The 25392-nt window shown below is 67.2% G+C and carries 27 protein-coding genes; 16 read left to right on the top strand and 11 right to left on the bottom strand.

What is annotated here, in order from left to right:
• Nucleotides 1–24 precede the first annotated feature (24 nt).
• From AC3A6P_RS12650 to AC3A6P_RS12625, 6 genes are all read left to right on the top strand, one after another.
• Nucleotides 25–687, top strand: a complete 663-nt coding sequence (locus tag AC3A6P_RS12650) for an LpqN/LpqT family lipoprotein (protein ID WP_487691842.1) — start codon at nucleotides 25–27, stop codon at nucleotides 685–687.
• 91 nt (nucleotides 688–778) lie between these two features.
• Nucleotides 779–2170 (top strand): sigma 54-interacting transcriptional regulator, encoded by a 1392-nt coding sequence (locus AC3A6P_RS12645; protein ID WP_487691841.1) that lies wholly within the window; start codon nucleotides 779–781, stop codon nucleotides 2168–2170.
• Nucleotides 2163–4154, top strand: coding sequence for a vWA domain-containing protein (locus tag AC3A6P_RS12640; RefSeq protein WP_487691840.1), 1992 nt, complete (start codon nucleotides 2163–2165; stop codon nucleotides 4152–4154). The genes AC3A6P_RS12645 and AC3A6P_RS12640 overlap by 8 nt, the downstream gene beginning before the upstream one ends.
• 134 nt (nucleotides 4155–4288) lie before the next feature.
• Nucleotides 4289–4684, top strand: coding sequence for an STAS domain-containing protein (locus AC3A6P_RS12635; protein WP_487691839.1), 396 nt, complete (start codon nucleotides 4289–4291; stop codon nucleotides 4682–4684).
• A gap of 2 nt (nucleotides 4685–4686) precedes the next feature.
• Nucleotides 4687–4944, top strand: coding sequence for a hypothetical protein (locus AC3A6P_RS12630; RefSeq protein ID WP_487691838.1), 258 nt, complete (start codon nucleotides 4687–4689; stop codon nucleotides 4942–4944).
• Nucleotides 4945–5214: 270 nt separating this feature from the next.
• Nucleotides 5215–5514 carry a DUF4193 domain-containing protein gene (locus tag AC3A6P_RS12625; RefSeq protein ID WP_487691837.1) on the top strand — a complete coding sequence of 100 codons (300 nt, stop codon included), beginning with the start codon at nucleotides 5215–5217 and terminating at the stop codon, nucleotides 5512–5514.
• Nucleotides 5515–5557: 43 nt separating this feature from the next.
• Here the strand turns inward: AC3A6P_RS12625 and AC3A6P_RS12620 are convergent, their stop codons facing one another.
• From AC3A6P_RS12620 to AC3A6P_RS12590, 7 genes are all read right to left on the bottom strand, one after another.
• Entirely contained in the window at nucleotides 5558–6166 is a 609-nt protein-coding gene (locus tag AC3A6P_RS12620; protein WP_487691836.1) for a DUF1707 SHOCT-like domain-containing protein, read from the bottom strand.
• A 62-nt stretch (nucleotides 6167–6228) separates the two neighbouring features.
• Nucleotides 6229–7005, bottom strand: a complete 777-nt coding sequence (locus tag AC3A6P_RS12615; RefSeq protein WP_487691835.1) for an enoyl-CoA hydratase family protein — start codon at nucleotides 7003–7005, stop codon at nucleotides 6229–6231.
• Nucleotides 7005–8177: an acyl-CoA dehydrogenase family protein gene (locus AC3A6P_RS12610; protein ID WP_487691834.1), complete on the bottom strand. Its 1173-nt coding sequence runs from the start codon at nucleotides 8175–8177 to the stop codon at nucleotides 7005–7007. The genes AC3A6P_RS12615 and AC3A6P_RS12610 overlap by 1 nt, the downstream gene beginning before the upstream one ends.
• Nucleotides 8174–10144, bottom strand: a complete 1971-nt coding sequence (locus tag AC3A6P_RS12605) for an acetyl/propionyl/methylcrotonyl-CoA carboxylase subunit alpha (protein WP_487691833.1) — start codon at nucleotides 10142–10144, stop codon at nucleotides 8174–8176. Before AC3A6P_RS12605 ends, AC3A6P_RS12610 begins: the two co-directional genes overlap by 4 nt.
• A gap of 5 nt (nucleotides 10145–10149) precedes the next feature.
• On the bottom strand, nucleotides 10150–11745 hold the full coding sequence (locus tag AC3A6P_RS12600) for an acyl-CoA carboxylase subunit beta (RefSeq protein WP_487691832.1): 1596 nt from the start codon (nucleotides 11743–11745) through the stop codon (nucleotides 10150–10152).
• Nucleotides 11746–11854: 109 nt separating this feature from the next.
• Nucleotides 11855–13003, bottom strand: a complete 1149-nt coding sequence (locus AC3A6P_RS12595) for an acyl-CoA dehydrogenase family protein (protein ID WP_487691831.1) — start codon at nucleotides 13001–13003, stop codon at nucleotides 11855–11857.
• A complete protein-coding gene (locus tag AC3A6P_RS12590; protein ID WP_487691965.1) occupies nucleotides 13000–14697 on the bottom strand; it encodes an acyclic terpene utilization AtuA family protein in 1698 nt (565 codons plus the stop codon). Before AC3A6P_RS12590 ends, AC3A6P_RS12595 begins: the two co-directional genes overlap by 4 nt.
• A gap of 110 nt (nucleotides 14698–14807) precedes the next feature.
• Between AC3A6P_RS12590 and AC3A6P_RS12585 the strand changes: the two genes are divergently transcribed.
• The 9 genes from AC3A6P_RS12585 (at nucleotide 14808) to AC3A6P_RS12545 (ending at nucleotide 22008) form a co-directional block, all read left to right on the top strand.
• Nucleotides 14808–15197, top strand: coding sequence for a hypothetical protein (locus tag AC3A6P_RS12585; RefSeq protein WP_487691830.1), 390 nt, complete (start codon nucleotides 14808–14810; stop codon nucleotides 15195–15197).
• Between the two features lie 119 nt (nucleotides 15198–15316).
• On the top strand, nucleotides 15317–15490 hold the full coding sequence (gene rpmF / locus AC3A6P_RS12580) for a 50S ribosomal protein L32 (RefSeq protein ID WP_487691829.1): 174 nt from the start codon (nucleotides 15317–15319) through the stop codon (nucleotides 15488–15490).
• A 99-nt stretch (nucleotides 15491–15589) separates the two neighbouring features.
• A complete protein-coding gene (locus AC3A6P_RS12575; protein WP_487691828.1) occupies nucleotides 15590–16276 on the top strand; it encodes a response regulator transcription factor in 687 nt (228 codons plus the stop codon).
• Between the two features lie 19 nt (nucleotides 16277–16295).
• Complete coding sequence (locus AC3A6P_RS12570) at nucleotides 16296–17867, top strand: HAMP domain-containing sensor histidine kinase (RefSeq protein WP_487691827.1); 1572 nt, start codon at nucleotides 16296–16298, stop codon at nucleotides 17865–17867.
• Between the two features lie 54 nt (nucleotides 17868–17921).
• The gene (locus AC3A6P_RS12565) at nucleotides 17922–19316 is read left to right on the top strand and encodes a S1C family serine protease (protein WP_487691826.1); all 1395 of its coding nucleotides are present in this window, start codon (nucleotides 17922–17924) and stop codon (nucleotides 19314–19316) included.
• Nucleotides 19317–19345: 29 nt separating this feature from the next.
• Nucleotides 19346–19882, top strand: a complete 537-nt coding sequence (locus AC3A6P_RS12560) for a MogA/MoaB family molybdenum cofactor biosynthesis protein (protein WP_487691825.1) — start codon at nucleotides 19346–19348, stop codon at nucleotides 19880–19882.
• A 190-nt stretch (nucleotides 19883–20072) separates the two neighbouring features.
• Complete coding sequence (locus tag AC3A6P_RS12555; protein WP_487691824.1) at nucleotides 20073–20228, top strand: hypothetical protein; 156 nt, start codon at nucleotides 20073–20075, stop codon at nucleotides 20226–20228.
• A 376-nt stretch (nucleotides 20229–20604) separates the two neighbouring features.
• On the top strand, nucleotides 20605–21264 hold the full coding sequence (mspA, locus tag AC3A6P_RS12550; protein ID WP_487691823.1) for a porin MspA: 660 nt from the start codon (nucleotides 20605–20607) through the stop codon (nucleotides 21262–21264).
• A 372-nt stretch (nucleotides 21265–21636) separates the two neighbouring features.
• A complete protein-coding gene (locus AC3A6P_RS12545) occupies nucleotides 21637–22008 on the top strand; it encodes a hypothetical protein (protein ID WP_487691822.1) in 372 nt (123 codons plus the stop codon).
• Nucleotides 22009–22093: 85 nt separating this feature from the next.
• Here the strand turns inward: AC3A6P_RS12545 and mscL are convergent, their stop codons facing one another.
• The 4 genes from mscL to AC3A6P_RS12525 all read right to left on the bottom strand — a co-directional run bounded on the left by mscL (nucleotide 22094) and on the right by AC3A6P_RS12525 (nucleotide 24387).
• Nucleotides 22094–22558 (bottom strand): large-conductance mechanosensitive channel protein MscL, encoded by a 465-nt coding sequence (mscL, locus tag AC3A6P_RS12540; protein WP_487691821.1) that lies wholly within the window; start codon nucleotides 22556–22558, stop codon nucleotides 22094–22096.
• 91 nt (nucleotides 22559–22649) lie between these two features.
• The gene (locus AC3A6P_RS12535; protein WP_487691820.1) at nucleotides 22650–23327 is read right to left on the bottom strand and encodes an SAF domain-containing protein; all 678 of its coding nucleotides are present in this window, start codon (nucleotides 23325–23327) and stop codon (nucleotides 22650–22652) included.
• A 73-nt stretch (nucleotides 23328–23400) separates the two neighbouring features.
• Nucleotides 23401–23724, bottom strand: coding sequence for an FmdB family zinc ribbon protein (locus tag AC3A6P_RS12530; protein ID WP_487691819.1), 324 nt, complete (start codon nucleotides 23722–23724; stop codon nucleotides 23401–23403).
• A 60-nt stretch (nucleotides 23725–23784) separates the two neighbouring features.
• Entirely contained in the window at nucleotides 23785–24387 is a 603-nt protein-coding gene (locus AC3A6P_RS12525; protein ID WP_487691818.1) for a 5-formyltetrahydrofolate cyclo-ligase, read from the bottom strand.
• A gap of 83 nt (nucleotides 24388–24470) precedes the next feature.
• Between AC3A6P_RS12525 and AC3A6P_RS12520 the strand changes: the two genes are divergently transcribed.
• Entirely contained in the window at nucleotides 24471–25382 is a 912-nt protein-coding gene (locus tag AC3A6P_RS12520) for a UTP--glucose-1-phosphate uridylyltransferase (RefSeq protein WP_487691816.1), read from the top strand.
• Nucleotides 25383–25392 lie beyond the last annotated feature (10 nt).

Below are 25392 nucleotides of genomic sequence, written 5' to 3'. Positions count from 1 at the left end.
AGTGAGCCGACTAATGTCACTGTCGTGACAGCACGGATGACGGCGGTTCTGTTGGTGGCAGCGGTGCCGATGGCGCTCACCGTGTCGTGCACCCGCTATGTCGACGCCGAGCCGGTGGCGTCCGAGGAGCTGTTGTCGGGTCCCGGACTGGCGACCGGCTCGGACGGCAGCGACTGCACGCCGGTCGACGCCCCGCTGTCGGACGTCGAACCGCTCGACGAGGGTGAGCCGGTGCTGCGCATCCCGCAGCCCGACGGCTGGGAACGGTTCTCCGAACTCGACGACGACCTGTTCCGGTACACGATGAGCAATGTCGCGCTCGCCAGCGACGATTTTGCGCCCACCGTGGTCGTCACCCTGGAAAGCAAGCCCGGCATCGAGGACCCGTCGGTGGTCTTCGAGCAGCAACGCGAATCGCTGGAAAGCGGTTTCGGCGCCACCGAAGTCACCGTCACCGAAACCACCCTGTGCGGCTTGCCCGCCGAGGTCATCAACTACCTCACCCCGCCGATCGAACCCGTCGGCGAGTTACCCGCGCAGGTCCTGATCGCGGTCATGCACACCGATGACCGGACCTATGCCGCGACGGTCACCACCCAGACCGACAACCCGGCAGATCCCGTCTATCAGGACGACACCGAACAGATTCTGGGCGGCTTCCAGATGCTGGCCCCGACCGCCGGCTGACCGTTCTCCGGGGTTATTCCCGCGCGCCGAACTTTTCGCTGAGAGCAGGGACCGGCTGCCTGATGTCGGTGACCGTCGTAGCGTGGAGGTCGTGACATCACCTAACGATCTGCCCCGCACCCTCGGCGAGCTGCGCGCCTCCGGCCATCAGGAGCGCGGTGTGAAGCAGGAAATCCGCGAGAACCTGCTGGCACGGCTGGCTGCGGGCGACACCGCCGAGACGGTGTGGCCCGGCATCGTCGGGTTCGAGGACACCGTCTTGCCCCAGGTGGAACGGGCCCTCATCGCCGGGCACGACTTCGTTCTGCTGGGTGAGCGCGGTCAGGGAAAGACCCGTCTGCTGCGCTCGCTCATCGGGTTGCTCGACGAGTGGACTCCGGTGATCGCCGGCTCCGAACTGGGCGAGCATCCCTATTCACCGATCACCCCCGAATCAGTGCGGCGCGTCGCCGAATCCGGCGAAGACCTGCCCATCACATGGCGGCACCGCAGCGAGCGCTACACCGAGAAACTCGCCACCCCGGACACCAGCGTCGCCGACCTCGTGGGCGACATCGACCCGGTGAAGGTGGCCGAAGGCCGCAGCCTGGGCGATCCCGAGACCATCGCCTACGGACTCATCCCACGTGCGCACCGCGGCGTCGTCGCCGTCAACGAGCTGCCCGACCTCGCCGAGCGCATCCAGGTGGCGATGCTCAACGTGATGGAGGAGCGCGATATCCAGGTTCGCGGTTACACCCTGCGGCTGCCCTTGGACGTCCTGGTGGTGGCCAGCGCGAACCCTGAGGACTACACCAACCGCGGCCGCATCATCACCCCGCTCAAAGACCGGTTCGGTGCGGAGATCCGCACGCACTACCCGCAGGAACTCGACGCCGAGGTCGGGGTGATCTCGCAGGAAGCACACCTGTCGGCCGAAGTGCCCGATCATCTGCTGCAGATCATCGGCCGGTTCGCCCGGCTGCTGCGCGAATCGACGTCGGTGGATCAACGGTCGGGTGTGTCGGCCCGCTTCGCGATCGCAGCGGCCGAGACGGTGGCCGCCTCGGCCCGGCACCGCTCGGCGATCCTGGGCGAGCCGGACCCCGTGGCCCGCGTCGTGGACCTGAGCACCATCGTCGACGTGCTGCGCGGCAAGCTGGAATTCGAAGCGGGTGAGGAGGGGCGCGAGCAGGCAGTTCTCGAGCATCTGCTGCGCCGCGCGACCGCCGAAACCGCACAGCGGGTTCTCGGTGGCCTGGACGTGGGCCCCCTGGTGGCCGCCGTGGAAGCCGACCAGCCGGTGACGACGGGCGAGCGGGTGTCGGCCAAGGACGTGCTGGCGGCGTTGCCGGAGCTGCCGGTGATCGATGCCATCGCCGAGCGGCTGAACGCGGAATCCGACGGTGAGCGGGCCGCGGCTGTCGAGTTGGCACTCGAAGCGCTGTATCTGGCGAAGCGGATCGACAAAGTGTCCGGAGAGGGCGAAACCATTTATGGCTAGAGCCAGCCACACCTCGCGGTACTCGCGATATACCGGTGGGCCGGATCCGCTGGCGCCGCCGGTGGATCTGCGCGACGCGCTGGAGCAGATCGGGCAGGACGTCATGGAGGGCACCTCGCCGCGGCGGGCCCTGTCCGAGCTGTTGCGCCGTGGCACCAGGAATCTGCCCGGCGCCGACAAACTGGCCGCCGAAGCCCACCGCAAACGCCGTCAGCTGTTGCAGCGCAACAACCTCGACGGCACCCTGCAGGAAGTCAAGAAGCTGCTCGACGAGGCGGTGCTGGCCGAGCGCAAGGAGCTGGCGCGGGCCCTCGACGACGACGCCAGGTTCGGCGAACTGCAACTCGAGTCGCTGTCCCCGTCGCCGGCCAAGGCGGTCGAGGAGCTGGCCGATTACAACTGGCGCTCCGACGAGGCCCGGCAGAAGTACGACCAGATCCGCGATCTGCTGGGCCGCGAGATGCTCGACCAGCGGTTCGCCGGGATGAAGCAGGCGCTGGAGAACGCCACCGACGAAGACCGTCAGCGCGTCAACGACATGCTCGACGACCTCAACGACCTGCTGGACAAGAACGCCCAGGGCCAGGCCACCCAGCAGGACTTTGACGATTTCATGAACAAGCACGGCGACTTCTTCCCGGAGAACCCGCGCAACATCGACGAGTTGCTCGACTCGCTGGCCAAACGATCGGCGGCGGCCCAACGCTTCCGCAACAGCCTGAGCGCCGATCAGCGCGCCGAACTCGATGCGCTGGCGCAGAACGCGTTCGGGTCGCCATCACTGATGAACGCGCTCAACCGGCTCGACGCGCATCTGCAGTCGGCACGCCCGGGCGAGGACTGGGACGGCTCGGAGAACTTCTCGGGTGATCAACCGCTCGGCATGGGGGAGGGCGCCCAGGCGCTGGCCGATATCGCCGAGCTCGAACAGCTCGCCGAGCAGCTGTCCCAGAGTTACGCCGGTGCCTCGATGGAGGACGTCGACCTCGACATGCTGGCCAAACAGCTCGGGGAGGACGCCGCCATCGACGCCCGCACCCTGGCCGACCTGGAAAAGGCCCTGATGAACCAGGGGTTCCTGGATCGCAGCTCCGACGGGCGCTGGCGGCTCTCACCCAAGGCCATGCGTCAACTGGGCCAGGCGGCGTTGCGCGATGTCGCACAACAGCTTTCGGGCCGCCACGGCGAGCGTGAGACTCGGCGCGCGGGTGCGGCGGGCGAACTCACCGGCGCCACCCGGCCATGGGCTTTCGGTGACACCGAACCGTGGAACGTCACGCGCACGCTCACCAACGCCGTGCTGCGACGGGCGGGCACCCCGGTGGCCGACCGGCAGGACGGGCCCATCCAGATCAGCGTCGACGACGTCGAGGTCTCCGAAACCGAGACCCGTTCCCAGGCGGCGGTGGCCCTGCTGGTGGACACCTCGTTCTCGATGGTGATGGAGAACCGGTGGCTGCCCATGAAGCGCACCGCGTTGGCGCTCAACCATCTGGTGAGTACACGCTTCCGGTCCGACGCGTTGCAGATCATCGCGTTCGGGCGTTATGCGCGGACGGTCACCGCCGCCGAACTCACCGGGCTCGAGGGCGTCTACGAGCAGGGCACCAACCTGCATCACGCGCTGGCGCTGGCCTCCCGGCACCTGCGCCGTCACCCCAACGCGCAACCGGTGGTGCTGGTGGTCACCGACGGGGAGCCGACGGCGCACCTGGAGAACTGGGGTGCCTCAGAGGGTGGGCCGCAGGTGTTTTTTGATTACCCGCCGCACAAGCTGACCCTCGCCCACACGGTGAAGGGTTTCGACGAGGTCGCGCGTCTGGGCGCCCAGGTCACCATCTTCCGGCTGGGCAGCGATCCGGGCCTGGCCCGGTTCATCGATCAGGTGGCCCGCCGCGTGCAGGGCCGCGTGGTGGTGCCAGACGTCGACGGTCTCGGTGCCGCCGTGGTGGGCGACTATCTGAAGGCCCGCAAACGCCGGTGAACTCGACTGGGCTACCGTGATGCGCGCCTGGCAGCTAGGCTTGTGGTGCATTTCGCGCACATGCTTGCCCGGTTCAGCCCGTGCCCGCGAGTCGAGCGCAGCCAGCCAGCCAGCTATGGACCGCGAGGTATCCGGTGAACAACTCCAAAGGCCAGTTCGACGGCCACGCTGACCTGCCGGAATGTGTGGTGACCGAACACTGGTGGGGATCCACCGTCATCGTCGGCTGCTCCGGCGTCATCGACATGATCACCGCGCCGCATCTCGAGCAGCGATTGTCGGAGGTGCTGAAGAAAGAGCCGTCGGCGGTGATCGTCGACCTGTCCGGCGTCGACTTCCTGGCCTCGCACGGCATGAACGTGCTGGCGCTGGTGCGCCGGGAACTCGACGACGACGTCAAGTTCGCCGTCGTCGCCGACGGGCCGGCGACCAGCCGACCCCTGACCCTGATCGGGCTCGCCGAGGCCATCAACATGTGCCCCACCCTGGACGCCGCGCTCGAGAACCTCGGGATCGACCCCACGCCCTAGTTATGAAGCGACGACCGAACGAAGCCGATCTGGCGTGGGATCTGGTGGACGAACACCGGGCGGCGATGACACAAGCCGAACGTGACATGGCGTTCGTCAACCTCGGAGTCGGCGAGTTCACGATCGTGATCCGGGACGTGCTCACCGCGGTGATGCGGGAGAAGCACCCGTTGTCGGAGGACTACACCGACAAGGTGGCAGCGTGGATCGACTGCTATGCCGAGCACGCGGAGTTCCGTGCGCTGCTGAACAACGCCTGACCCGTTTCGCGCCGGTTAAGAGTTCGGGTGCACCGTTGTCTCTGGACGTCAGTGGGTACGCACTGTAATGACTGTGCCGCCGCGTGACTAGTCCGCGGCGGCACGGCCAATTCGGAGCGACTGCGAAAATCGTTGTGGGACAGTGCATTCGGTGTGCGCAGAAATTTTCTCGGATTGGTGGTGTGGATCGGCGCAAAGGTGGGTAACACCGATCGCACGTTGACGACGGTGTGGTGCGTCAACGCCCGCTCACCGGCTGAAAGAGGGACGATGGCAACCATTACCGACTACGACGCACCGCGCCGCCGAGACGTCGAAGACACCCCGGCGGATCCGATCCAGGAGGTGGCCTCCGGGCTGACGGTGCACGGTGACGCCGCCGTCGATGACGACCCCAGCGAGTTCGCGGAGCTGTTCGAGCTGCCCGGTGCGGATCTGTCCGGGGAAGAACTGGTGGTCAAGATCATCCCCAAGCAGGCCGACGAGTTCACGTGTTCGAGCTGCTTTTTGGTGTACCACCGCAGCCGACTGGCCGTGCCGGACACCCTGACCTGCGCTGACTGCGCGTGACGGCCGGACCGGCAGCGCGACAGCCGCTCTGAGGACTCTCGTCTCAGGCGGTGAGTTCGTTGGCCGGGGGGCGGCGTTTCTTGCGTTTGATGCCCACGCTGCCCCACAGCGAGAAACCGGTGATGGTGATCTGGGGTGCGCCGGGAGTGCCGGCTTCCCCGACATTGTGGTCGAACGCGCCCATCAGGCCGGTGCCGCGGACGGTGACGTTGACCTCGGGGGGAAGCAGGATTGTCTGCCCGCCCATGACCGAATACGCGCGGATGTCCACCTCGGCCGAGGTGAAGTCCGCATAACGAAGATCGACCACACCGCCGCCCCACAGTGTGAAGGTGGTCAGTTTCCGCGGGACATTCCAGCGGCCGCGCCGTTCGAAACCACTCATGATGGCCAGCAGGACCGTCGAGGGCGCGGGCTTGCACGCGCCCCGGCGGGTGTTGGCGATCCCCGGCAGGTCCGCCGACAGCAGCTCGAGCTCTTCGTAGGACGTGGCGGCGTACGCCCGCGCGAGCCGGTCCTCGAACTCGGCGAGATTCAGCGTGCCCTGCGCCGCGGCATCGGTCAGCAGTTGCGCAACCTGGACCCGGTCTTCTTGGATCCGACCGTTGTCTGCGGCTCGCAACGATGAGTCCCGCGGCGCTGAATTGCTCATCAGGCACGAGCCTACGACGATCGTTGTCAACCGCAAAGGTGGGCGGCGAAATCGATACACCGTCAGCTCGGCAATGCCCATCGCGGCGGGCGCTTCTCGAGGAAAGCCAGCATCCCCTCCCTGGCCTCGTCACTGACGAACAACGCCGCCGAATCTTGGCTCAGCCGTTCGGCATCGGCGTCGAAACCGGCCAGCACCGCCGCTGTGGTCAGCGCTTTTGACGCAGCCAGCCCTTGGGGTGACGCTTTCGACAATTCCGTGACGAACCCACCGACCGCCGCCGCGGCATCGTCGGCGGCCACGGTCACCAGCCCGACCTCGGCGGCCGTGGTTGCGGTGAACGTCTCACCGGTGAGGTAGTAGCGACCCGCGGCGCGCGCAGACATCTTCGGGAGCAGCGTCATAGAGATGATCGCCGGTGCCACACCGATGCGGGCCTCCGTCAGCGCGAAGGTGCTGCGCGGTCCCGCCACCACGATGTCGCAGGCGCCCACCAATCCGAGACCGCCGGCCCGCACATGCCCGTCGACCGCCCCGATCACCGGCAGCGGGCATTCGACGATCGCGCGCAGCAGCGTCGCCATCTCGGTGGCGCGCGCGACGGCCTGCGCTCTGGCATCACCCGTCGAACCCTCGCTCAGATCCGCGCCCGCGCAGAAGGTGCCACCGGTGTGACCGAGCACCACGACACGCGCCTGCGGATCGGCGGTCGCCTTGCGCAGGCCTTCGTGCAACTGCCCCACCAACGCGGTCGACAGCGCATTGCGGTTGTGCGGTGAGTCCAGGGTCAGGTACGCGGCGCCGGACTGGACCCGGTAGGCAACGAGGGGGCCGGTCATCAGTAGGAGCGGGGGAGGCCGAGTGATGTCTGTGCGACGAAGTTGAGGATCATCTCGCGGCTCACCGGTGCGATACGCGCCAGTCGGGAGGCGGTGAGGATCGAGGCGACCCCGTACTCCTTGGTCAACCCGTTGCCGCCGAGTGACTGCACCGCCTGGTCGACGGCGCGCACCGAGGCCTCACCCGCGGCGTACTTCGCCATGTTGGCGGCCTCGGCCGCCCCGAAATCGTCACCGGCGTCGTAGAGCGAGGCGGCCTTCTGCATCATCAACTTCGCCAGCTCCACCTCGATGTGGTTCTGCGCCAACGGATGTGAGATCCCCTGGTGCGCGCCGATGGGTGTCTTCCAGACCTGGCGGGTCTTGACGTACTCGGTGGCCTTGGCCAGTGCGAAGCGGCCCATCCCGACCGCGCTTGCCGCGCCCATGATCCGCTCGGGGTTCAGCCCGGCGAACAGTTGCGCGATCGCGGCGTCCTCCGAGCCCACCAGGGCGTCGGCAGGCAGCCGCACCTCGTCGAGGAACAGCTGGAACTGGAACTCGGGGCTGACGATCTCCATGTCGATCTTGGTGTAGCTCAACCCGGCAGTGTCGGTGGGCACCACGAACAGCGCGGGTTTGAGGTTGCCCGTCTTGTGGTCCTCGGTGCGACCGACCACCAGGACGGCCTGGGCCTGGTCGACACCGGAGATGTACACCTTCTGGCCGCTGAGGATCCAGTCGCTGCCGTCGCGGCGCGCGGTGGTGGTGATTCTGTGCGAGTTGGAACCGGCGTCGGGTTCGGTGATGGCGAAGGCCATGGTGATGGTGCCGTCGGCGATGCCGGGGATCCACCGCTGCTTCTGCTCGTCGGTCCCGAATTTGGAGATGATGGTGCCGTTGATGGCGGGCGATACCACCATCATCAGCAGTGCCGACCCGGCGGCGGCCATCTCCTCCATGACCAGGCTCAGTTCGTACATGCCCGCCCCGCCGCCGCCGTACTCTAAAGGGAGGTTCACTCCGATGAACCCGAGCTTGCCCGCCTCACGCCACAACTCGTCGGTGTGCTGGCCGGCGCGGGCTTTCTCCAGGTAGTAGTCCTGCCCGTAGTCGGCCGCGAACGCGGCCACCGACTTGCGCAGCGCCGTGCGCTCCGGGCCCTCTATGAAGCCCTCGACAAAGCCTGTCATTGCTCTCCCTCGGTGTTCAACACGGCCAGCACCTGGCCGACCTCGACCTGATCGCCCGCTCTTGCCTTTAGTTCGGTCAGCACGCCGTCGGCGGGGGCGGCGATGGTGTGCTCCATCTTCATGGCTTCCAGCCACACCAACGGCTGACCTCGGGTGACCGATGCGCCGGCTTCGGCGCCCACCCGCACCACGACGCCGGGCATCGGGGCCACCAGCGAGCCCGCGGCGGTGCTGGAACCCGGTTCGACGAACCGCGGCACCGCCACCACATGCACCGACCCCAAGGCCGAGTCGACGAAGACGTCGGCGCCGTACCGGCGGACATCGAACGGGATCTCGACGCCGCCGGCGTCGGTCAGCACCACTTGATCAGGGCTCGCTGTGCGCACCCCGATACCGTCGTCGCCGGGCAGTGTCATCTCGCCGCGGGTGACGCGGTACTCCACGCGTTCCTCGCCGCTGGGCGTCCGGTAGGTCTTGACCTGGTTGCCCGAGGGCAGGTTGCGCCAGCCACTGGGTGCCGAGGCCAGCACCGGCGCTGCCGCCCGGTTGTGTGCGGCGTCGGCAAGGGCAGCGGCGACGGCCGAGAGCCGGGCTCCCCGGGAGTCCACCAACGGAGCCGCCAGCGCGGCCAGCCCGTGGGTGTCGAAGAACGAGGTATCGGTGGCGCCGTCGAGAAACGCCGGGTGCCGCAGCACATTCACCAGTAGGTCGCGGTTGGTCCGCACACCGTGCAGGCGGGTGCGGGTCAAGGCGGTGGCCAGCAGCCGGGCCGCCTGCGTGCGGGTGGGTGCGCAGGAGATCACCTTGGCCACCATCGGGTCATAGTGGATGGATACCGAAGAGCCGTCGACGATGCCGGAGTCCAGCCGGATCTCGGTGCCGCCGGTACTGCTGAACGCGGTTCGTGCGGTGGGCACCTCGAAGTGGTGGATGGTGCCGGAGTGCGGGAGCCAGGCCTTGGCGGGGTCCTCGGCGTAGAGTCGGGCCTCGATCGAATGTCCGTATGTCGCAGGGGGTTCCGGGTCGAGCCGGGCGCCGTCGGCGACGGCGAGCTGCAGCTGCACCAGGTCAAGTCCGGTGGTGGCCTCGGTGACCGGATGCTCGACCTGCAGCCGGGTGTTCATCTCGAGGAAGAAGAATTCGGTGGACCCGTCGGTGTCCGAGACAGCGAGGAATTCCACTGTGCCGGCGCCGGTGTAGCCGATGGCGCCCGCGGCTTTGCGGGCCGCGTCGAACAACTCGGCCCGCATACCCGGAGTGCGTTCCACCAACGGCGACGGGGCCTCTTCGATGATCTTCTGATGACGCCTCTGGATGGAGCACTCACGCTCGCCGACCGCCCACACCGTGCCGTGCTGGTCGGCCATCACCTGGACCTCGATGTGGTGCCCGGTCGGCAGATAACGTTCGCAGAACACCGCCGGATCACCGAAGGCGGACTGCGCCTCACGCTGGGCTGCGTTCACCGCTTCGGCCAGCTCGCCGAGTTCGGTGACCACCCGCATACCGCGTCCGCCGCCTCCGGCGGACGCCTTCACCAGAACGGGCAGCTGTGCCTGGGTCACCGCATCGGCGTCCAGCTCGTCGAGCACCGGCACCCCGGCGGCGGCCATGATCTTCTTGGACTCGATCTTCGAGCCCATCGACCGCACCGCGGACACCGGCGGGCCGATCCAGATGAGTCCCGCGGCCAGCACGTCGTCGGCGAAATCGGCGTTCTCCGAGAGGAATCCGTAGCCGGGGTGGATCGCGTCGGCTCCGGAAGCGGTGGCCGCGGCGATGATGGCCGCGGCGTCGAGGTAGCTGGTGTGCAGCCGGACACGCACATCGGCTTCGGCGACGTGCGGGGAGTCGGCGTCGGGATCGGTGTAGACGGCCACCGTCTCCAGGCCGAGGCGCCGGCAGGTGGCGAAGACCCGCCGGGCGATCTCGCCGCGGTTGGCCACCAGAACTCGTGCGATCACGTTCCCTACATTCTGAAGACGCCGAAGTTCGACGTCCCCTCGATCGGGCCATTGGCGATGGCGGACAGGCTCATCCCGAGCACCGTGCGAGTGTCTCGCGGGTCGATCACCCCGTCGTCGTAGAGCATCCCCGACAGCACCATCGGCAGTGACTCGGCCTCGATCTGTCCTTCCACCGCCGCGCGCATCGCGGCGTCGGCGGCCTCGTCATACTCCTGGCCGCGGGCCTGGGCGGCGGCTCGGTTGACAATCGACAACACGCCCGAGAGCTGGGCCCCACCCATCACCGCGGATTTGGCGCTGGGCCAGGCGAACAAGAACCTCGGGTCGTAGGCGCGCCCGCACATGCCGTAGTGACCCGCACCGTAGGACGCCCCGATCAGCAGCGAGATGTGCGGCACCGTCGAGTTGGACACGGCGTTGATCATCATCGAGCCGTGTTTGATCATGCCGCGTTCCTCATAGGCTCTGCCCACCATGTAGCCAGTAGTGTTGTGCAGGAACAGCAATGGGGTGTCGCTGCGATTGGCCAGTTGGATGAACTGGGTGGCTTTCTGCGACTCCTCGCTGAACAGCACCCCGCGCGCGTTGGCCAGGATGCCGATCGGATATCCGTACACCCGCGCCCAGCCGGTGACCAGCGAGCTGCCGTAGAGCGGTTTGAACTCGTCGAAATCGGAGCCGTCGACCACCCGGGCGATGACGTCGCGGGGATCGAACGGAACACGCAGATCGGCGGGCACGATGCCCACCAGCTCGGCTGCGTCGAACAGCGGCTCGGTGACCGGGCCCGGTGCGGGCCCGCGCTTGCGCCAGTTGAGCCGTGCCACGATGCGACGGCCCAGACGCAGCGCATCGGATTCGTCCACGGCCAGATAGTCGGCCAAACCCGATGTGCGAGCATGCATCTCGGCGCCACCGAGCGACTCGTCGTCGGATTCCTCGCCGGTGGCCATCTTGACCAGTGGCGGGCCCGCCAGGAACACCTTGGACCGCTCCTTGATCATCACCACGTGGTCCGACATACCCGGGATGTAGGCGCCGCCCGCCGTGGAATTGCCGAACACCAGCGCGATCGTCGGGATGCCCGCCGCCGACAACCGGGTCAGGTCACGGAACTGACGGCCACCCGGAATGAAGATGTCTTTCTGGGTGGTCAGGTCGGCGCCGCCGGACTCCACCAGTGAGATGACCGGGAGCCGGTTCTCCAGCGCGATCTGATTGGCCCGGAACAACTTCCGGATGGTCCAGGGGTTGCTGGTGCCACCCTTGACCGTGGGGTCGTTGGCGACGATCATGCATTCGACACCTTCGACGACGCCGATGCCGATGACCAGGCTGGCGCCCACCTGGTAGTGACTGCCGTACCCGGCCAGCGGGCACAGCTCCAGGAACGGTGAATCCTCGTCCACCAGCAGTTCGATGCGTTCCCGCGGGGTGAGCTTGCCGCGACCGTGGTGGCGCTGCACGTACTTCTCGCCGCCACCGGCGAGCGCCTTCTCCAGCTCACCGTTCAGTTCGGCGAGTTTGACGGCCATCGCGTCGGCGGCTTCCGTGAAGGCCGGGGACGTGGGGTCGAGGGTGGACTGCAGCGCGGTCATGAGCGCCGCCGACGATGCAGAGCGACGCGCCCGAACGACGATGCGGCGAGGGACGAGCCGCTGAGGAGTCGGGCAGCAGCGCAGGAGCGATGAGGAGGAGGCGGCGAAGTCATGACTGATATCCAAGTGTCTTGGCGGCCAGGCCGGTGAGGATTTCGGTGGTTCCGCCGCCGATCCCCAGGATCCGCATGTCGCGATACTGCCGTTCGACTTCGGACTCGGCCATGTACCCCATGCCGCCGAACAGTTGCACCGCCTGATGCGCCACCCACTCACCGGCTTCGACCGCGGTGTTCTTGGCGAAACACACTTCGGTGATCAGATTCGGGTTGCCGTTGAGCTGTTGTTCGACGACATGGCGCGAATACACCCGGGCCACATCGATGCGCCTGGCCATCTCGGCCAGGGTGTTCTGTACCGACTGCCGCGAGATCAGCGGACGCCCGAACGTCTCCCGGTCGCGGCACCACTGCACGGTCAGATCCAGGCAGCGCTGTGCGCTCGAATAGGCCTGGGCGGCAAGGCCGATGCGCTCGGAGACGAATGCCCCGGCGATCTGCAGGAAGCCGGAGTTCTCCGGGCCCACCAGATTCGCGGCGGGAACCCGCACATCGGTGTACGACAGTTCGGCGGTGTCGGAGGAGCGCCACCCCATCTTGTCCAGCTTGCGGCTGACCTCGAAACCCGGGGTGCCCTTCTCGACCACCAGCAGCGAGACGCCGGCGGCGCCGGGACCGCCGGTGCGCACCGCGGTCACCACGTAATCGGCGCGCACCCCGGAAGTGATGTAGGTCTTGGCGCCGTTGACGATGTAAAACTCCCCGTCGCGGACCGCGCTGGTGGTCAGGTGTCCGACGTCGGAGCCGCCACCGGGCTCGGTGATGGCCAGCGCCCCGATCTTCTGGCCGGCCAGGGTGGGGACGACGAACTGCTCGATGAGCCGCCGATCCCCGGAGGCCACCATGTGCGGCACCGCGATACCGCAGGTGAACAGCGATGCGAAAACTCCGCCGGGCGAGCCGGCTTCGTGCATCTCCTCGCAGATCACCACGGCATCGGCGCCGTCACCGCCGCCACCCCCGACGTGTTCGGGGAAAGGAGCGCCCAGCAGGCCCGCGTCGGCCGCCTTGCGGTGCAGGTCGCGCGGCAGCTCGCCGGCCCGCTCCCATTCCTCGATGTGCGGGGTGATCTCCCGGTCGACGAAACCGCGAACTGTCTTGCGGAGCTGCTCACGCTCGGGGGTGTTCCAGGTACTCACGACAGAAAGTCCTCCGGGATGTCGACGTAACGGCTGCGGAGCCATTCCCCGAGGCCTTTGGCCTGCGGATCGAACCTGGCCTGATAGGCGACGCCCTGCCCGAGCAGGCCGTCGATCACGAAGTTGACGGCCCGCAGATTGGGCAGCAGGTGCCGGGTGACATCGAGTGCGACCGTTTCGGGCAGCAGTTGCTTGAGCTTCTCGACGGTGAGAAGGTGTGCCAGCCAACGCCATTGATCCTCGGTGCGCACCCACACCCCGACATTGGCCGAGCCGCCTTTGTCGCCGCTGCGGGCCCCGGCGACGGTGCCCAGCGGTGCACGGCGGGTCGAACCGTGGGGCAGGGGAGACGGCAACTCCGGCTCCGCGGCCGGGGTCAACGGGAGGGTCTCGGAGGCGGGGACGATCGCGACGCGGGTGCCGTCGGCGTGCACCGCGGTGTGGGCGACCGCGCCGGCATCAACATAGGCGGGTGTGAACACGCCGTACACCTGTCCGTCGCCCGGGGGTGCCGTCACATGGAAGCCGGGATAGCTCGCCAGGGCGAGTTCGACTGCCGCACTGGAGAACTGGCGGCCCACAACGGTGGCGTCGGGGTCGCGGACCACGCAGTGCAGCAGGGCGCTGGCGGCTTCCTCGGTGTCGGCGTCGGGGTGGTCGGTCCGGGCCAGCGTCCACTCCAGTTCGGCCGGGGTGGTGGTCAGCGCCGCGCCCAGCTGTCGCTGCACCAACATCGCTTTGGCCTCGATGTCCAGCCCGGTGAGCACGAAGGTCATGGCGTTGCGGTGACCGCCGATGCTGTTGAGTGACACTTTGTAGGTCGGGGGAGGGGCTTCGCCCGTCACACCGCTGATGCGCACCCGGTCCGGCCCGTCATCGGTGAGCTCCACGCGGTCCAGGCGCGCCGTCACGTCCGGGTTGGCGTATCGCGCGCCGGTGACCTCGTAGAGCAGCTGCGCGGTGACGGTGTCGACGCTGACCAGCCCACCTGTGCCGGGGTGTTTGGTGATCACCGAGGTGCCGTCGGCGTAGATCTCGGCCAGCGGGAAGCCCGGATGGAGCAGGTCGGGCACGTCACCGAAGAACGCGAAGTTCCCGCCGCTGGCCTGCACCCCGCACTCGATGACATGTCCGGCGACCACGGCTCCGGCCAACCGGTCGTAATCGGCACGGTCCCAACCGAAGTGGGCCGCGGCGGGGCCGACGATCACCGAAGCGTCGGTGACCCGGCCGGTCACCACCACGTCGGCGCCGGAGTGCAGACAGTCGGCGATGCCCCACGCGCCCAGGTACGCATTGGCGGTCAGGGGGCTGCCGAGGCCCAGGTCGGCGGCCCTGGACAGCAGGTCGTCACCCTCGACGTATGCGACATCGACGGACAGGCCCAGCCGCTTCGCGAGGGTCCGCACGGCCGCGGCCAGGCCGGCCGGGTTCAGGCCGCCGGCGTTGGCGACGATGCGTACCTTCTTCTCCAGCGCCAGGCCCAGGCACTCTTCGAGCTGGATCAAGAAGGTCTTCGCGTATCCGCGGTCGGGGTTCTTCATCCGATCCCGGCCGAGAATCAGCATGGTGAGCTCGGCCAGGTAGTCCCCGGTGAGATAGTCGAGCTCGCCGCCGGTGAGCATTTCCCGCATGGCCGACAGCCGGTCACCGTAGAAGCCCGAACAGTTCCCGATACGGACCTGCGGAACCAGCACAGTCACACATTCTCCCGTCGTCCAACCAACCGGTAGGTTACCCGGGACCCGCGGTACCGAGTCAAGGGTGAATTGCTGCCGCCCCGGGCGCCACCGAGACTGGCCGCATGGCATTCCGGACGCTGATGTTGATCGCGGGCGTGGTGTGGGTCGGTGCCGGGGTCGGCATGCTGGTCAGTCCGGCGGTCGAGTTCAGTCGAGGTTCGACGACGTGGGCCGGGGCATTGTTCGCCGTGTTCGGTCTGGCCTCGCTGGTGGAGAACTTCCGCGACGGCGACCGGTCCCGCTGGAACTCGCCTGCCCGCCGGCGCGCCGGCGTCGGTGGGCACAAGCTGCTGGCGCTGGGTGCGGTGATGAGCGCGGTGGTCGCGGTAGGCGGGGTCTGGCTGATCAGCGACGGCCGGCCTGCCATGATCTGCCTGGGCATCGGCGTGCTCGGGGTGCTCGCCGTGATGGTCCCGGCCACCCTGGTGGGCTGGGCGGAGAGTCGCCGCTAGCCGGTCAGGCCGGCGCGTTTTGGAGCCGACGCTGCTCGCGGGCTATTCTGTATCGCAATCGTCGCCGCGTCGTGTGCTCTTTTCGCGCGGCGGACCACACAAGCAAGGAGATGCACGTCATGGCTGTGCCCAAGCGCAGGATGTCGCGCGCGAACACCCGTAGCCGCCGCGCGCAGTGGAAGACCGAGGCCACCGGACTGGTCAACGTGACCGTCGCCGGCGCCCAGCACAAGGTGCCGCGTCGTTTGCTGAAGGCCGCTCGGCTGGGCCTCGTCGACCTCGACAAGCGCTGAGCTTCGGTCGCTCCGTGACCGGGGCGCCCGGAATTTCTTCGGAACTTCCTCGGAGCGCCTCTCAGGCCGCTCTCAGACATTGGGATAACACTGGTGGCCGTGCGCATTCTTGTCGTTGATGACGATCGCGCGGTGCGCGAGTCCCTGCGTCGTTCCCTTTCCTTCAACGGCTACTCGGTCTCATTGGCCGAGGATGGCGTCGAGGCGCTCAACGCGATCTCCACCGACCGTCCCGACGCGGTGGTCCTCGATGTGATGATGCCGAGGCTCGATGGGCTCGAGGTCTGTCGCCAGCTCCGCAGTACCGGCGATGACCTGCCCATTCTGGTTCTGACCGCTCGCGATTCGGTGTCCGAACGGGTGGCCGGCCTGGACGCGGGCGCCGATGACTACCTGCCCAAGCCATTCGCTCTCGAGGAGCTGCTGGCCAGGATGCGCGCGCTGCTGCGCCGCACCGGGCCTGAAGACAAAGTGGAAGCCGTCGCGCTGACCTTCGGCGACCTGACGTTGGACCCGGTGACCCGTGAGGTCACCCGCGGGCAACGGCAGATCAGCCTCACCCGCACTGAATTCGCGTTGCTGGAGATGCTGATCGCAAACCCGCGCCGGGTGCTGACCCGCAGCCGCATCCTGGAAGAGGTGTGGGGCTTCGATTTCCCCACCTCGGGTAACGCGCTCGAGGTGTATGTCGGATATCTGCGCAGGAAGACCGAAGCGGAGGGCGAGCCGCGACTGATCCACACCGTCCGCGGAGTGGGTTACGTGCTTCGCGAGACGCCGCCCTGAGACGCCGGGCCTGACAGAGATGGCACGGTCCAACCGGCGCGAATCCAGAGCCACGACATCGTTGTCACTGCGATGGCGGGTGATGTTGCTCGCGATGTCCATGGTGGCCATGGTGGTGGTGCTGATCTCGTTCGCGGTGTATGCGGTGGTGTCCGCGGCGCTCTACGACGACATCGACAACCAGCTGCAGAGCCGGGCCCAGCTGCTGATCGCCAGTGGCTCGCTGGCCTCGGATCCCGGCAAGGCCATCGAGGGCACGGCGTACTCCGATGTCAACGCGATGCTGATCAACCCCGGCCGGTCCATCTACACGGCCAACCAAGAAGGCCAGACGCTGCCGATCGGGGCGACGGAGAAAGCCGTGATCGCCGGTGAGCTCTTCATGTCGCGACGTACCGCAGCCGATCAACGGGTGCTGGCGGTGCACCTGCCCAACGGCAGCACGCTGCTGATCTCCAAGAGCCTGGCCCCCACCGATGCGGTGATGATGAAGCTGCGCTGGGTGCTGCTGATCGTGGGCGGTGTCGGGGTGGCGGTCGCTGCGATCGCGGGGGCCGCGGTCACCAGGACCGGGCTACGGCCGGTCGCCAAGCTCACCGAAGCCGCCGAGCGGGTGGCCCGCACCGACGACCTGCGGCCCATTCCGGTGTTCGGCAGCGACGAACTGGCCCGGCTCACCGAAGCGTTCAACATGATGTTGCGGGCCCTGGCCGAGTCGCGGGAACGCCAGGCCCGTCTGGTGACCGACGCCGGTCACGAGCTGCGCACACCGTTGACGTCGTTGCGCACCAATGTCGAGCTGCTGATGGCCTCGACCCGACCGGGCGCGGCGAGCATCCCGGAAGCCGAGATGGACGATCTGCGCTCCGACGTGATCGGCCAGATCGAGGAATTGTCCACGCTGGTCGGCGATCTCGTCGATCTGACGCGTGACGAAGCCGGCGGCGTCATCTACGAACCCGTCGACATGACCGAGGTCGTCGACCGCAGCCTCGAACGGGTGCGGCGGCGCCGCAGCGACATCGAGTTCGACGTCGAGGTCACGCCGTGGCAGGTCTACGGCGACGCCGCCGGTCTGTCGCGCGCGGTGCTCAACCTGTTGGACAACGCCGCCAAGTGGAGCCCGTCGGGCGGCCGGGTGGGGCTGCGGCTGAAGCAGGTGGACCCGTCACACGCCGAACTCGTTGTCTCCGACCATGGTCCCGGTATCCCGCTGCAGGAACGGCACCTGGTGTTCGAACGGTTCTACCGGGCCACCGCCGCGCGCGCGATGCCCGGCTCCGGGCTGGGTCTGGCCATCGTCAAGCAGGTGGTGCTCAAACACGGTGGTGCGCTGCGTGTGGAAGACACCGTGCCCGGGGGGCAGCCGCCGGGAACCTCGTTCTTCGTCCTGCTGCCGGGCCGGCCCGGATCACCCGCGCCGTATCCGAACGACGACGCCGGCGACGGCGCCGTGGGGGCCGACGACGCCGATTCGGTGCCGCAGGTCACAGATAAGGCAACGACACGATCACAACAGGGTGTTGTCTCAGTCGATTCTCAGTCGACGGAGGCAAGGTGGTTGTCAACGAGAGACGTTCCCCTGCCGTGACCGCCTGAGCCACCGGTCGCGGCCGACTGTCGAAGGACCGGTGATCAGACCCCGATGACCAACCACCCGAGGTATTCGCCCCACCCGCAGCACTCGGGACAGCACCACCCCACTTCGCCTGCGGGTCCGGGTTATCACGGTCACTACGCTCCGGGTTCTCAACAGGGGCCAGTGCCTCAATACGACTGGCGGTATGCCACGCAGCCGCAGGGTGGTCACCAGCAGCACGACCCGCGCCAGTCCGCCGGCTACCGCGCTTACCCGGTGCCCGGCCAACCGCCGCATCAGCAGTACCAGAAGCGTTCGCGCACCAAGCTTTTCGCGGGGGCCATGGCTATTGCCGTGGTGTCGGCCGGAATTGGCGGTGGGGTGGCGATGGTGGCACATCCCGACGACAGGCCGGTCAACACCTTCACCACGGCCACCGGTGCCGCTCCGGGGATGCCGGCGGCGAACGCGCCCGCCGGCTCGGTGGAGCAGGTCGCGGCGAAGGTGGTGCCCAGCGTGGTCAAGCTGGAGCTCAACCTCGGCCGGGCGCATGAGGAGGGCTCCGGGATCATTCTGTCGCCGGACGGGCTGATCCTGACCAATGCCCACGTGGTGTCGGCCGCCGGGGCACCGTCTGCCGCCGGGCCGGAAGCGAGTCCGGGCCTTCCCCTGGGCCCGGGTACGCGCGGGGCCGCTCCCACCACGACGGTGACCTTCTCCAACGGCAACACCGCGCCCTTCAAGGTGGTGGGTGCCGACCCGGCCAGCGACGTCGCCGTGATCCGCGCCGAAGGTGTCTCGGGGCTCACCCCGATCACGCTGGGCTCATCAGCGGACCTGCGGGTGGGCCAGGATGTGGTGGCGATCGGTTCGCCGCTGGGCCTGGAAGGCACGGTCACCACCGGTATCGTCAGCGCACTCAACCGGCCGGTGTCCACCGCCGGTGATGCGAAGAACCAGAACACCGTGCTGGATGCCATCCAGACCGATGCCGCGATCAATCCGGGCAACTCCGGCGGTGCGCTGGTCAACATGAACGGCGAGCTGGTCGGGATGAACTCGGCAATCGCCACACTGGGTGGCGGCGAGGATCAGCCGCAGTCGGGCTCGATCGGGCTGGGGTTCGCGATCCCGGTGGACCAGGCCAAGCGCATCGCCGATGAGCTGATCAGCACGGGATCGGCCTCGCACGCGTCGCTGGGCGTCCAGGTCAGCAACGACACCGCCATCAACGGCGCCAAGATCGTGGAGATCACCCGGGGTGGGGCGGCCGCCGGGGCCGGCCTGCCCAACGGTGTGGTGGTCACCAAGGTGAACGACCGGCCCATCTCGGGAGCCGGCGCCCTGGTGGCCGCGGTGCGGTCCAAGGCGCCAGGGGAGAAGGTGACGTTGACCTACGTCGATGCCGACGGCAATGACCCGCAGACCCTGCAGGTGACGCTGGGGAAGGCCGACCAGTGATGGTGATTCGGACGGCTCCTCCGCAAACGATGCGGACGAAGTCTGCTTCCACATATACGGTTGCTTCCATGGAACAGCCTCATGACCTGGTGGGTAGGGCTCTCGTCGTCGTCGTCGACGATCGGACCGCGCACGGTGACGAAGAGGACCACAGCGGTCCGTTGGTCACCGAGCTGCTCAATGAAGCGGGATTCGTGGTCGACGGTGTGGTGGTCGTCGCCTCCGACGAGGTGGAGATCCGGAACGCGCTGAACACCGCGGTGATCGGCGGTGTGGACCTGGTGGTGTCCGTGGGCGGAACCGGGGTGACACCCCGCGACGTCACCCCTGAGGCGACGGTCGACATCCTCGATCGCGAGCTGCTGGGGATCTCCGAGGCGTTACGTGCGTCCGGGCTGTCTGCCGGCATCATCGACGCCGGAATGTCACGGGGACTGGCAGGTATCTCCGGGAGCACCCTGGTGGTGAATCTCGCCGGGTCACGCCCCGCCGTGCGCGACGGGATGGCTACGTTGAGCCCGCTGGCGGCGCAGATCATCGGCCAGCTCTCGAGCCTGGAAATCTGACTCCGACGTCCATGTGCCGTCTGAGCGCTCACCCAACTCTGGGGGAGCACTCAGACGGCGTTTTTAATGTGCGCGCCATCTTCGGGCTCGGAACTCTCCAACCGTTCTCTAATGCTGCCGCAATGTTTCGTGTAAGTGAACAGAACAAACCTGCAGAATGTGATCTTGCTCACACCAGGAAAGATTTGTGATGACGTTATCTCCGCGGGACAGGGATTCAGTTAACAAGATCTTCGGTTCGGAAATTCCCCAGGAATCCTCCGACGAGCGTGATCCGGACGCCGGCCGCGGTGACGCCGACCGGGAGCGTTGGTGGCGGGACAACATTCCCCCTCATCACGGCTGACATAACGTTTGGATTCAACCCGCCTGATCTGCGGTTTTTCCATTCTCGCGCGGATCGCGCGGACACGTGATAGTGGGGGATGCGGCAGTGGATGCCCCTGATGCGCACGGGGTTGTTGTGTCAAGCCGACACAGCCGTTCAGCAAACTTCTTCCAGCGGGATTCCAGGAGCGGCGCGTAGGGGCCCCGCGTTGCCGCCCGTATGCCCTGCCGTTATGTTTCTCCCGTCATCAACGATGAGCAAAACGTAAGAGCAGCATGTGAGGCCTCTCATTTGTGACCTCTTGCTTCGTGTGCGGTGTGAACATGCCAACCACGAAAAACCACCAACTCGGTGAAACCGCCCCGGGATCACCGCCAACACAGCTGGGGAGAACATGAAGGTAATCAGTCGGGTGCTGGTGGCGTTGATCGCCTCCATCGCGGCTCTGTTCGCGAGCACGGGCACCTCGCATGCTGGCTTGGACAATGAACTGAGCCTCGTCGACGGCCAGGGCCGCACCCTGACCATCCAGCAGTGGGACACGTTCCTCAACGGTGTCTTCCCGCTGGACCGCAACCGTCTCACCCGTGAGTGGTTCCACTCCGGCAAGGCCGTCTACGCAGTGACCGGTGAGGGCGCTGACGACTTCGAGGGCGTGCTCGAGCTGGGCTACCAGGTTGGCTTCCCGTGGTCGCTGGGTGTGGGCATTAACTTCAGCTACACCACCCCGAACATCGCGTTCGACGGTCAGGACTATGGCGAATTCAACCCGATCACCGGTGGACTCGGCCTGGACCTGATCCCCGCCGTCGTTACCCCGCCGCTGTTCCCCGGCGTCTCGATCTCGGCTGACCTGGGCAACGGACCCGGCATCCAGGAAGTCGCCACCTTCTCCGTGGACGTCGCCGGCGCCAACGGTGCGGTTGCGGTCTCCAACGCGCACGGCACCGTGACCGGTGCGGCCGGTGGCGTGCTGCTGCGCCCCTACGCTCGACTGATCTCCTCGGCCGGTGACAGCGTGACCACCTACGGCGAGCCCTGGAACATGAACTGAGTTTTCGACTCAGCTAGTTCGTTGACAAAGCGACCCCCGGCCTTGCCGGGGGTCGTTTTGTTGGGTGGAACCGGCGTTCGCGGCCGTGCATTTCGCAAGAATGGCGAAACCCTGTGATTTCCTGTCAATTGCCGATGCGGCGCTGTTTCACCGCGGCCGGCAGCCTCGCATCGGAGGGCCGGATTCGGTTGTCTGCCAGGAAGTTTCGGGTGCGGGCGGAGATTCCCGACGCCGAAAAACAAATCACCGTGAGTTCAAGTTCTATTTTCCGGTCTCAGCGCCCGCACAGGGACTTTGACTGGTATTGTTCAGGAAGCTCTACGACTTAAACCAATGGGTCCTTCGGGTCCTCACTAATGAAGGGAAGCGCCGATGGCCGAAAACGCCAGTGGCCTCATCCGTAGCTCCAAGAAGCTGGGTGCTCTTGGTCTCGGTTCGTTCGCCGTAGCCGCAGCGTTCATGAGCCTCGGCAGCGGAACGGCCAGCGCGGACGTCGAGGAGGTGGCCCCCACCCCGCAGGTGACCAGCCGTCAGGCTCTCGTCATCGACGACAACTCGCTGCGCGCCACCGCCATCGGTGAAGCTCGCGGCTTCCTGTCCACCCGCTCGGGCGACGCGGGCATCGTGCACGCCCAGGGTGAGACCCGCGACAGTGTGAAGGCCGTCGTCGGCACCACCGCCGCTCCGTTCAACCTGGAGTCCAACGGCGCCTTCGAGTTCTCGCCGCCCATCGGTGACTGGTGACCCTCTGACGATCGCAAACAAAACCGCCCCCGGCTTCCCAGCCGGGGGCGGTTTTGTCGGTGGACCCGAATCGTGGTGAGGCAGTTCAGTTCTTGTCCGCGCTCGTGTGTCGCGCGGTGTCGGGGCTCGGTCCGGTGCCCGGGCCGGTGACATGCTCGTCGGGGCCGGTGCCGTTGTTCGCGCTGTGCAGGATGTTGCGGATCTCGGTGAGGATGCTCAACTCGGTGTCCTGCGCCTGTTCCACCTCGCCGCGCTCGCGCAACTTCTTGTACGGCAGCACGATGACGAAGTACACGACAGCGGCCACCAGGATGAAATTGATTCCGGCGGACAGCACCGCGTTGAGATCGACGAACTGATCACCGCCGAGCGGAATCTTCAGGATTCCGTACTCCTTTTCGGGGCCTGCGCCGATCCGGTCGATCAGCGGCTGCACGACGTTCTGAGTGAATGCCGTGACCAAACCCGTGAACGCGGTACCGATCACCACCGCGACCGACAGGTCGACGATGTTGCCGCGCGCGATGAATTCCTTGAACCCCTTCAACATGGGTGATTTCTCCTGTCATCGGGTGACATGTTGTCCAGATCTTGAGACGTTAGTCGCCCGGTGGCCCAGGGTCAGGTCAACGGTGGGGACGTCAGTGAAGAGTCAACGTCATGGTGTGGCCAAGGCTGGCCGCCGCGACGGCGGTGGCCGCCGCAGCCGGCAGCGCCACCAGGACCACACGGTCCCCGGCGCCGGCGAGCCCGCCGGGATCGGGTGAGACCAACACCACCACGGCGTCGGTGGCCACGGTGCGGCCGGTGGGGCCCGCATCGGGCCCGGGCGCCGACGGGGGTGCGGCGATGACATCCACCACGTCACCCTCGCGGAGCACGTCGAGAATCGCGTCTTGGGCCAGCTGCAGCGGCACCACACGGGCGTCGGGTCCCGCCGCCGCCTCGGTCAGCCGGGTGCCGAGCAGGCGCACATCGGTGATGACCTCTCCGCGACGTACCGGGCCGGCGGGGGCCGCGCCGACCACCGCAGTGGGGTCGGCCAGCGTTCCGTCGGGAAGTGTTGCAGCAGAACGACTCTCGATACGAACATCGTCTGCGGTCACGACCACACCGGGGCTCAGGTCCCTGATCGCGACAACGGCGTCGGCGTGGGCGCCGCCAGGCTCGGACCGCAGCGCCGCCGCCGCGGCCAGGACCACCAGCGCGCCCGCCGCCACCCGGCGCGCGCGCACCGAGTGCACCCAATCCGGTTGCAGCGCTTGGCGAAAGCGGGTGAACAGGGTGGGATCGAGGCTACTGGTGCGGCCCAGTCTCATGGCGACAGCGTAGACAGCACAACAAGCGGCCCGCACTCACCGGGCGGGCCGCCTGTGGATAACCGGGGAGCGGCTAGCTTGATGCCGCTGCAGGCGCGGGAGAAGAACTCTTGGTGTCGCTGGAGCTCTTGTCGCTGGAGCTGGACGACTTCTCGCTGGAGCCGGAACCGGAGTCCGAGCCCGTGCTGGAGGAGGATGCCGTGGACGAGCTCTTGCTGCTCTCGCGGCTGTCGGTGCGGTAGAAGCCACTGCCCTTGAACACCACGCCGACGGAATTGAACAGTTTGCGCAGCCGGCCCTCGCACTTGGTGCACGTGGTCAGCGCGTCATCGGAGAAGGCCTGCACTGCGTCGAAGCGGTCGCCGCACTCGGTGCATGCGTAGCTGTAGGTCGGCACACGAACCTCCGGGAAGATCAGAATTTCCTTAGCACTCTACCGTGCCAAGTGCTAGAACCGCTATTCGGTCGGGTGCATTCCCGGCGCGCCCCCCAGCGGCACCAACCCGTGCCCCGGGGTCAGCGCATCCGTCATGCGGACGTCATGAGGTTCACCGGGGAGTTCGTCGCGCAGTTCGTCGTCGCGAACCACCGCGATGAGCCTGGCCGTCGGGTCGCGCAGCGGCAGCGATCGGTCGTAGAAGCCGGCGCCGCGGCCGAGCCGGACACCACGGCGGTCGACGGCGAGCGCGGGGACCAGCACGACGCCCGCCTCGGCGACAGCCTCCGGTGGCAGCGCCTCACCGGACGGTTCCAGGAGGCCGAATCCGGCGGGGACGAGTTGTCCATGGGAGTATCGGCCCCACCGCAGCGGCTGCGGGGTGCCCGCGGAATCGACGCGGCTGATCGGCAGCAGCACCCGGGCGCCGGCCGCCGCGAGCGCGTCCAACAACGCTGGCGTCCCCGGTTCCGTGCGTACCGGTACATAGGCGCAAACGGTCTCGGCCAACCGCGCGATCGATGCCACGTGTGCTTTCAGCGCCGCGGCCTCAGCCTGGCGAACAGCCTCGGGCACCGCTCGTCGCGAGGCGATCAGTTGCTCGCGCAACAAGGCTTTTGACATCGCATTCACGGGTACAGAACTAGCAGCCGCCGGACCCGACGGCCAGCCTGTAAGACCTCGGCATTGCAGTTAGGGTGTGAACGATGAACGCACCTCAGGTACCCATTCCGCGCACGGCAATCGTGCCCGCAGCCGGTCTGGGAACCCGGTTCCTGCCCGCCACCAAGACCGTGCCCAAGGAGTTGCTGCCCGTCGTCGACACGCCGGGTATCGAACTGGTTGCCGCCGAAGCGGCCGAAGCCGGCGCCGAACGACTGGTCATCATCACCTCCGAGGGCAAGGACGGCGTGGTCGCGCACTTCGTCGAGGACCTGGTGCTCGAGGGCACGCTGGAAGCCCGCGGCAAGAAGGCCATGCTGGAGAAGGTCCGCCGTGCGCCCGCGTTGATCAAGGTCGAGTCCGTGGTGCAGGAGAAGCCGTTGGGGCTGGGCCACGCCGTCGGCTGTGTCGAGTCCACCTTGTTGCCCGACGAGGATGCCGTGGCCGTGCTGCTGCCGGATGACCTGGTGCTTCCCACCGGTGTCCTGGAGACCATGTCCAAGGTGCGGGCCAAGCGCGGCGGCACCGTGTTGTGCGCCATCGAGGTTCCCGAAGACGAGATCAGTGCGTACGGCGTGTTCGACGTGGAAACCGTCCCGGACGCGGCGAACCCGAATGTGCTCAGGGTCAAGGGCATGGTGGAGAAGCCGAAGGCCGAGGACGCGCCGTCGCTGTTCGCCGCAGCCGGCCGGTACGTCCTGGACCGCGCCATCTTCGATGCGCTGCGGCGGGTCGACAAGGGCGTGGGCGGGGAAATCCAGCTGACCGACGCCATCGCGCTGCTGATCGAAGAGGGCCATCCCGTGCACGTGGTGGTGCACCGGGGGTCTCGACACGACCTGGGAAATCCCGGCGGCTACCTTAAGGCTGCGGTTGACTTTGCCTTGGACCGTGACGATTACGGCCCGGAACTACGCAGCTGGCTGGTTTCGCGATTGGGGTTGAGCGAGCAGTAGCGCTGCGTCG

This window comes from Mycobacterium sp. Soil_C_30, assembly GCF_057656995.1.
Note: the sequence above shows the minus strand (reverse complement) of the source record. Positions and strands in the feature narration are given on the sequence as shown.

Bases quoted from the DNA above. Each gene is read 5' to 3' on its own strand.
- AC3A6P_RS12640 (WP_487691840.1), top strand. From the start codon at position 2,163: ATGGCTAGAGCCAGCCACACCTCGCGGTACTCGCGATATACCGGTGGG.
- AC3A6P_RS12630 (WP_487691838.1), top strand. From the start codon at position 4,687: ATGAAGCGACGACCGAACGAAGCCGATCTGGCGTGGGATCTGGTGGAC.
- AC3A6P_RS12625 (WP_487691837.1), top strand. From the start codon at position 5,215: ATGGCAACCATTACCGACTACGACGCACCGCGCCGCCGAGACGTCGAA.
- AC3A6P_RS12620 (WP_487691836.1), bottom strand. From the start codon at position 6,166: ATGAGCAATTCAGCGCCGCGGGACTCATCGTTGCGAGCCGCAGACAAC.
- AC3A6P_RS12615 (WP_487691835.1), bottom strand. From the start codon at position 7,005: ATGACCGGCCCCCTCGTTGCCTACCGGGTCCAGTCCGGCGCCGCGTAC.
- AC3A6P_RS12610 (WP_487691834.1), bottom strand. From the start codon at position 8,177: ATGACAGGCTTTGTCGAGGGCTTCATAGAGGGCCCGGAGCGCACGGCG.
- AC3A6P_RS12600 (WP_487691832.1), bottom strand. From the start codon at position 11,745: ATGACCGCGCTGCAGTCCACCCTCGACCCCACGTCCCCGGCCTTCACG.
- AC3A6P_RS12585 (WP_487691830.1), top strand. From the start codon at position 14,808: ATGGCATTCCGGACGCTGATGTTGATCGCGGGCGTGGTGTGGGTCGGT.
- rpmF (WP_487691829.1), top strand. From the start codon at position 15,317: ATGGCTGTGCCCAAGCGCAGGATGTCGCGCGCGAACACCCGTAGCCGC.
- AC3A6P_RS12570 (WP_487691827.1), top strand. From the start codon at position 16,296: ATGGCACGGTCCAACCGGCGCGAATCCAGAGCCACGACATCGTTGTCA.
- AC3A6P_RS12565 (WP_487691826.1), top strand. From the start codon at position 17,922: ATGACCAACCACCCGAGGTATTCGCCCCACCCGCAGCACTCGGGACAG.
- AC3A6P_RS12560 (WP_487691825.1), top strand. From the start codon at position 19,346: ATGCGGACGAAGTCTGCTTCCACATATACGGTTGCTTCCATGGAACAG.
- AC3A6P_RS12555 (WP_487691824.1), top strand. From the start codon at position 20,073: ATGACGTTATCTCCGCGGGACAGGGATTCAGTTAACAAGATCTTCGGT.
- mspA (WP_487691823.1), top strand. From the start codon at position 20,605: ATGAAGGTAATCAGTCGGGTGCTGGTGGCGTTGATCGCCTCCATCGCG.
- AC3A6P_RS12545 (WP_487691822.1), top strand. From the start codon at position 21,637: ATGGCCGAAAACGCCAGTGGCCTCATCCGTAGCTCCAAGAAGCTGGGT.
- mscL (WP_487691821.1), bottom strand. From the start codon at position 22,558: ATGTTGAAGGGGTTCAAGGAATTCATCGCGCGCGGCAACATCGTCGAC.
- AC3A6P_RS12535 (WP_487691820.1), bottom strand. From the start codon at position 23,327: ATGAGACTGGGCCGCACCAGTAGCCTCGATCCCACCCTGTTCACCCGC.
- AC3A6P_RS12525 (WP_487691818.1), bottom strand. From the start codon at position 24,387: ATGTCAAAAGCCTTGTTGCGCGAGCAACTGATCGCCTCGCGACGAGCG.
- AC3A6P_RS12520 (WP_487691816.1), top strand. From the start codon at position 24,471: ATGAACGCACCTCAGGTACCCATTCCGCGCACGGCAATCGTGCCCGCA.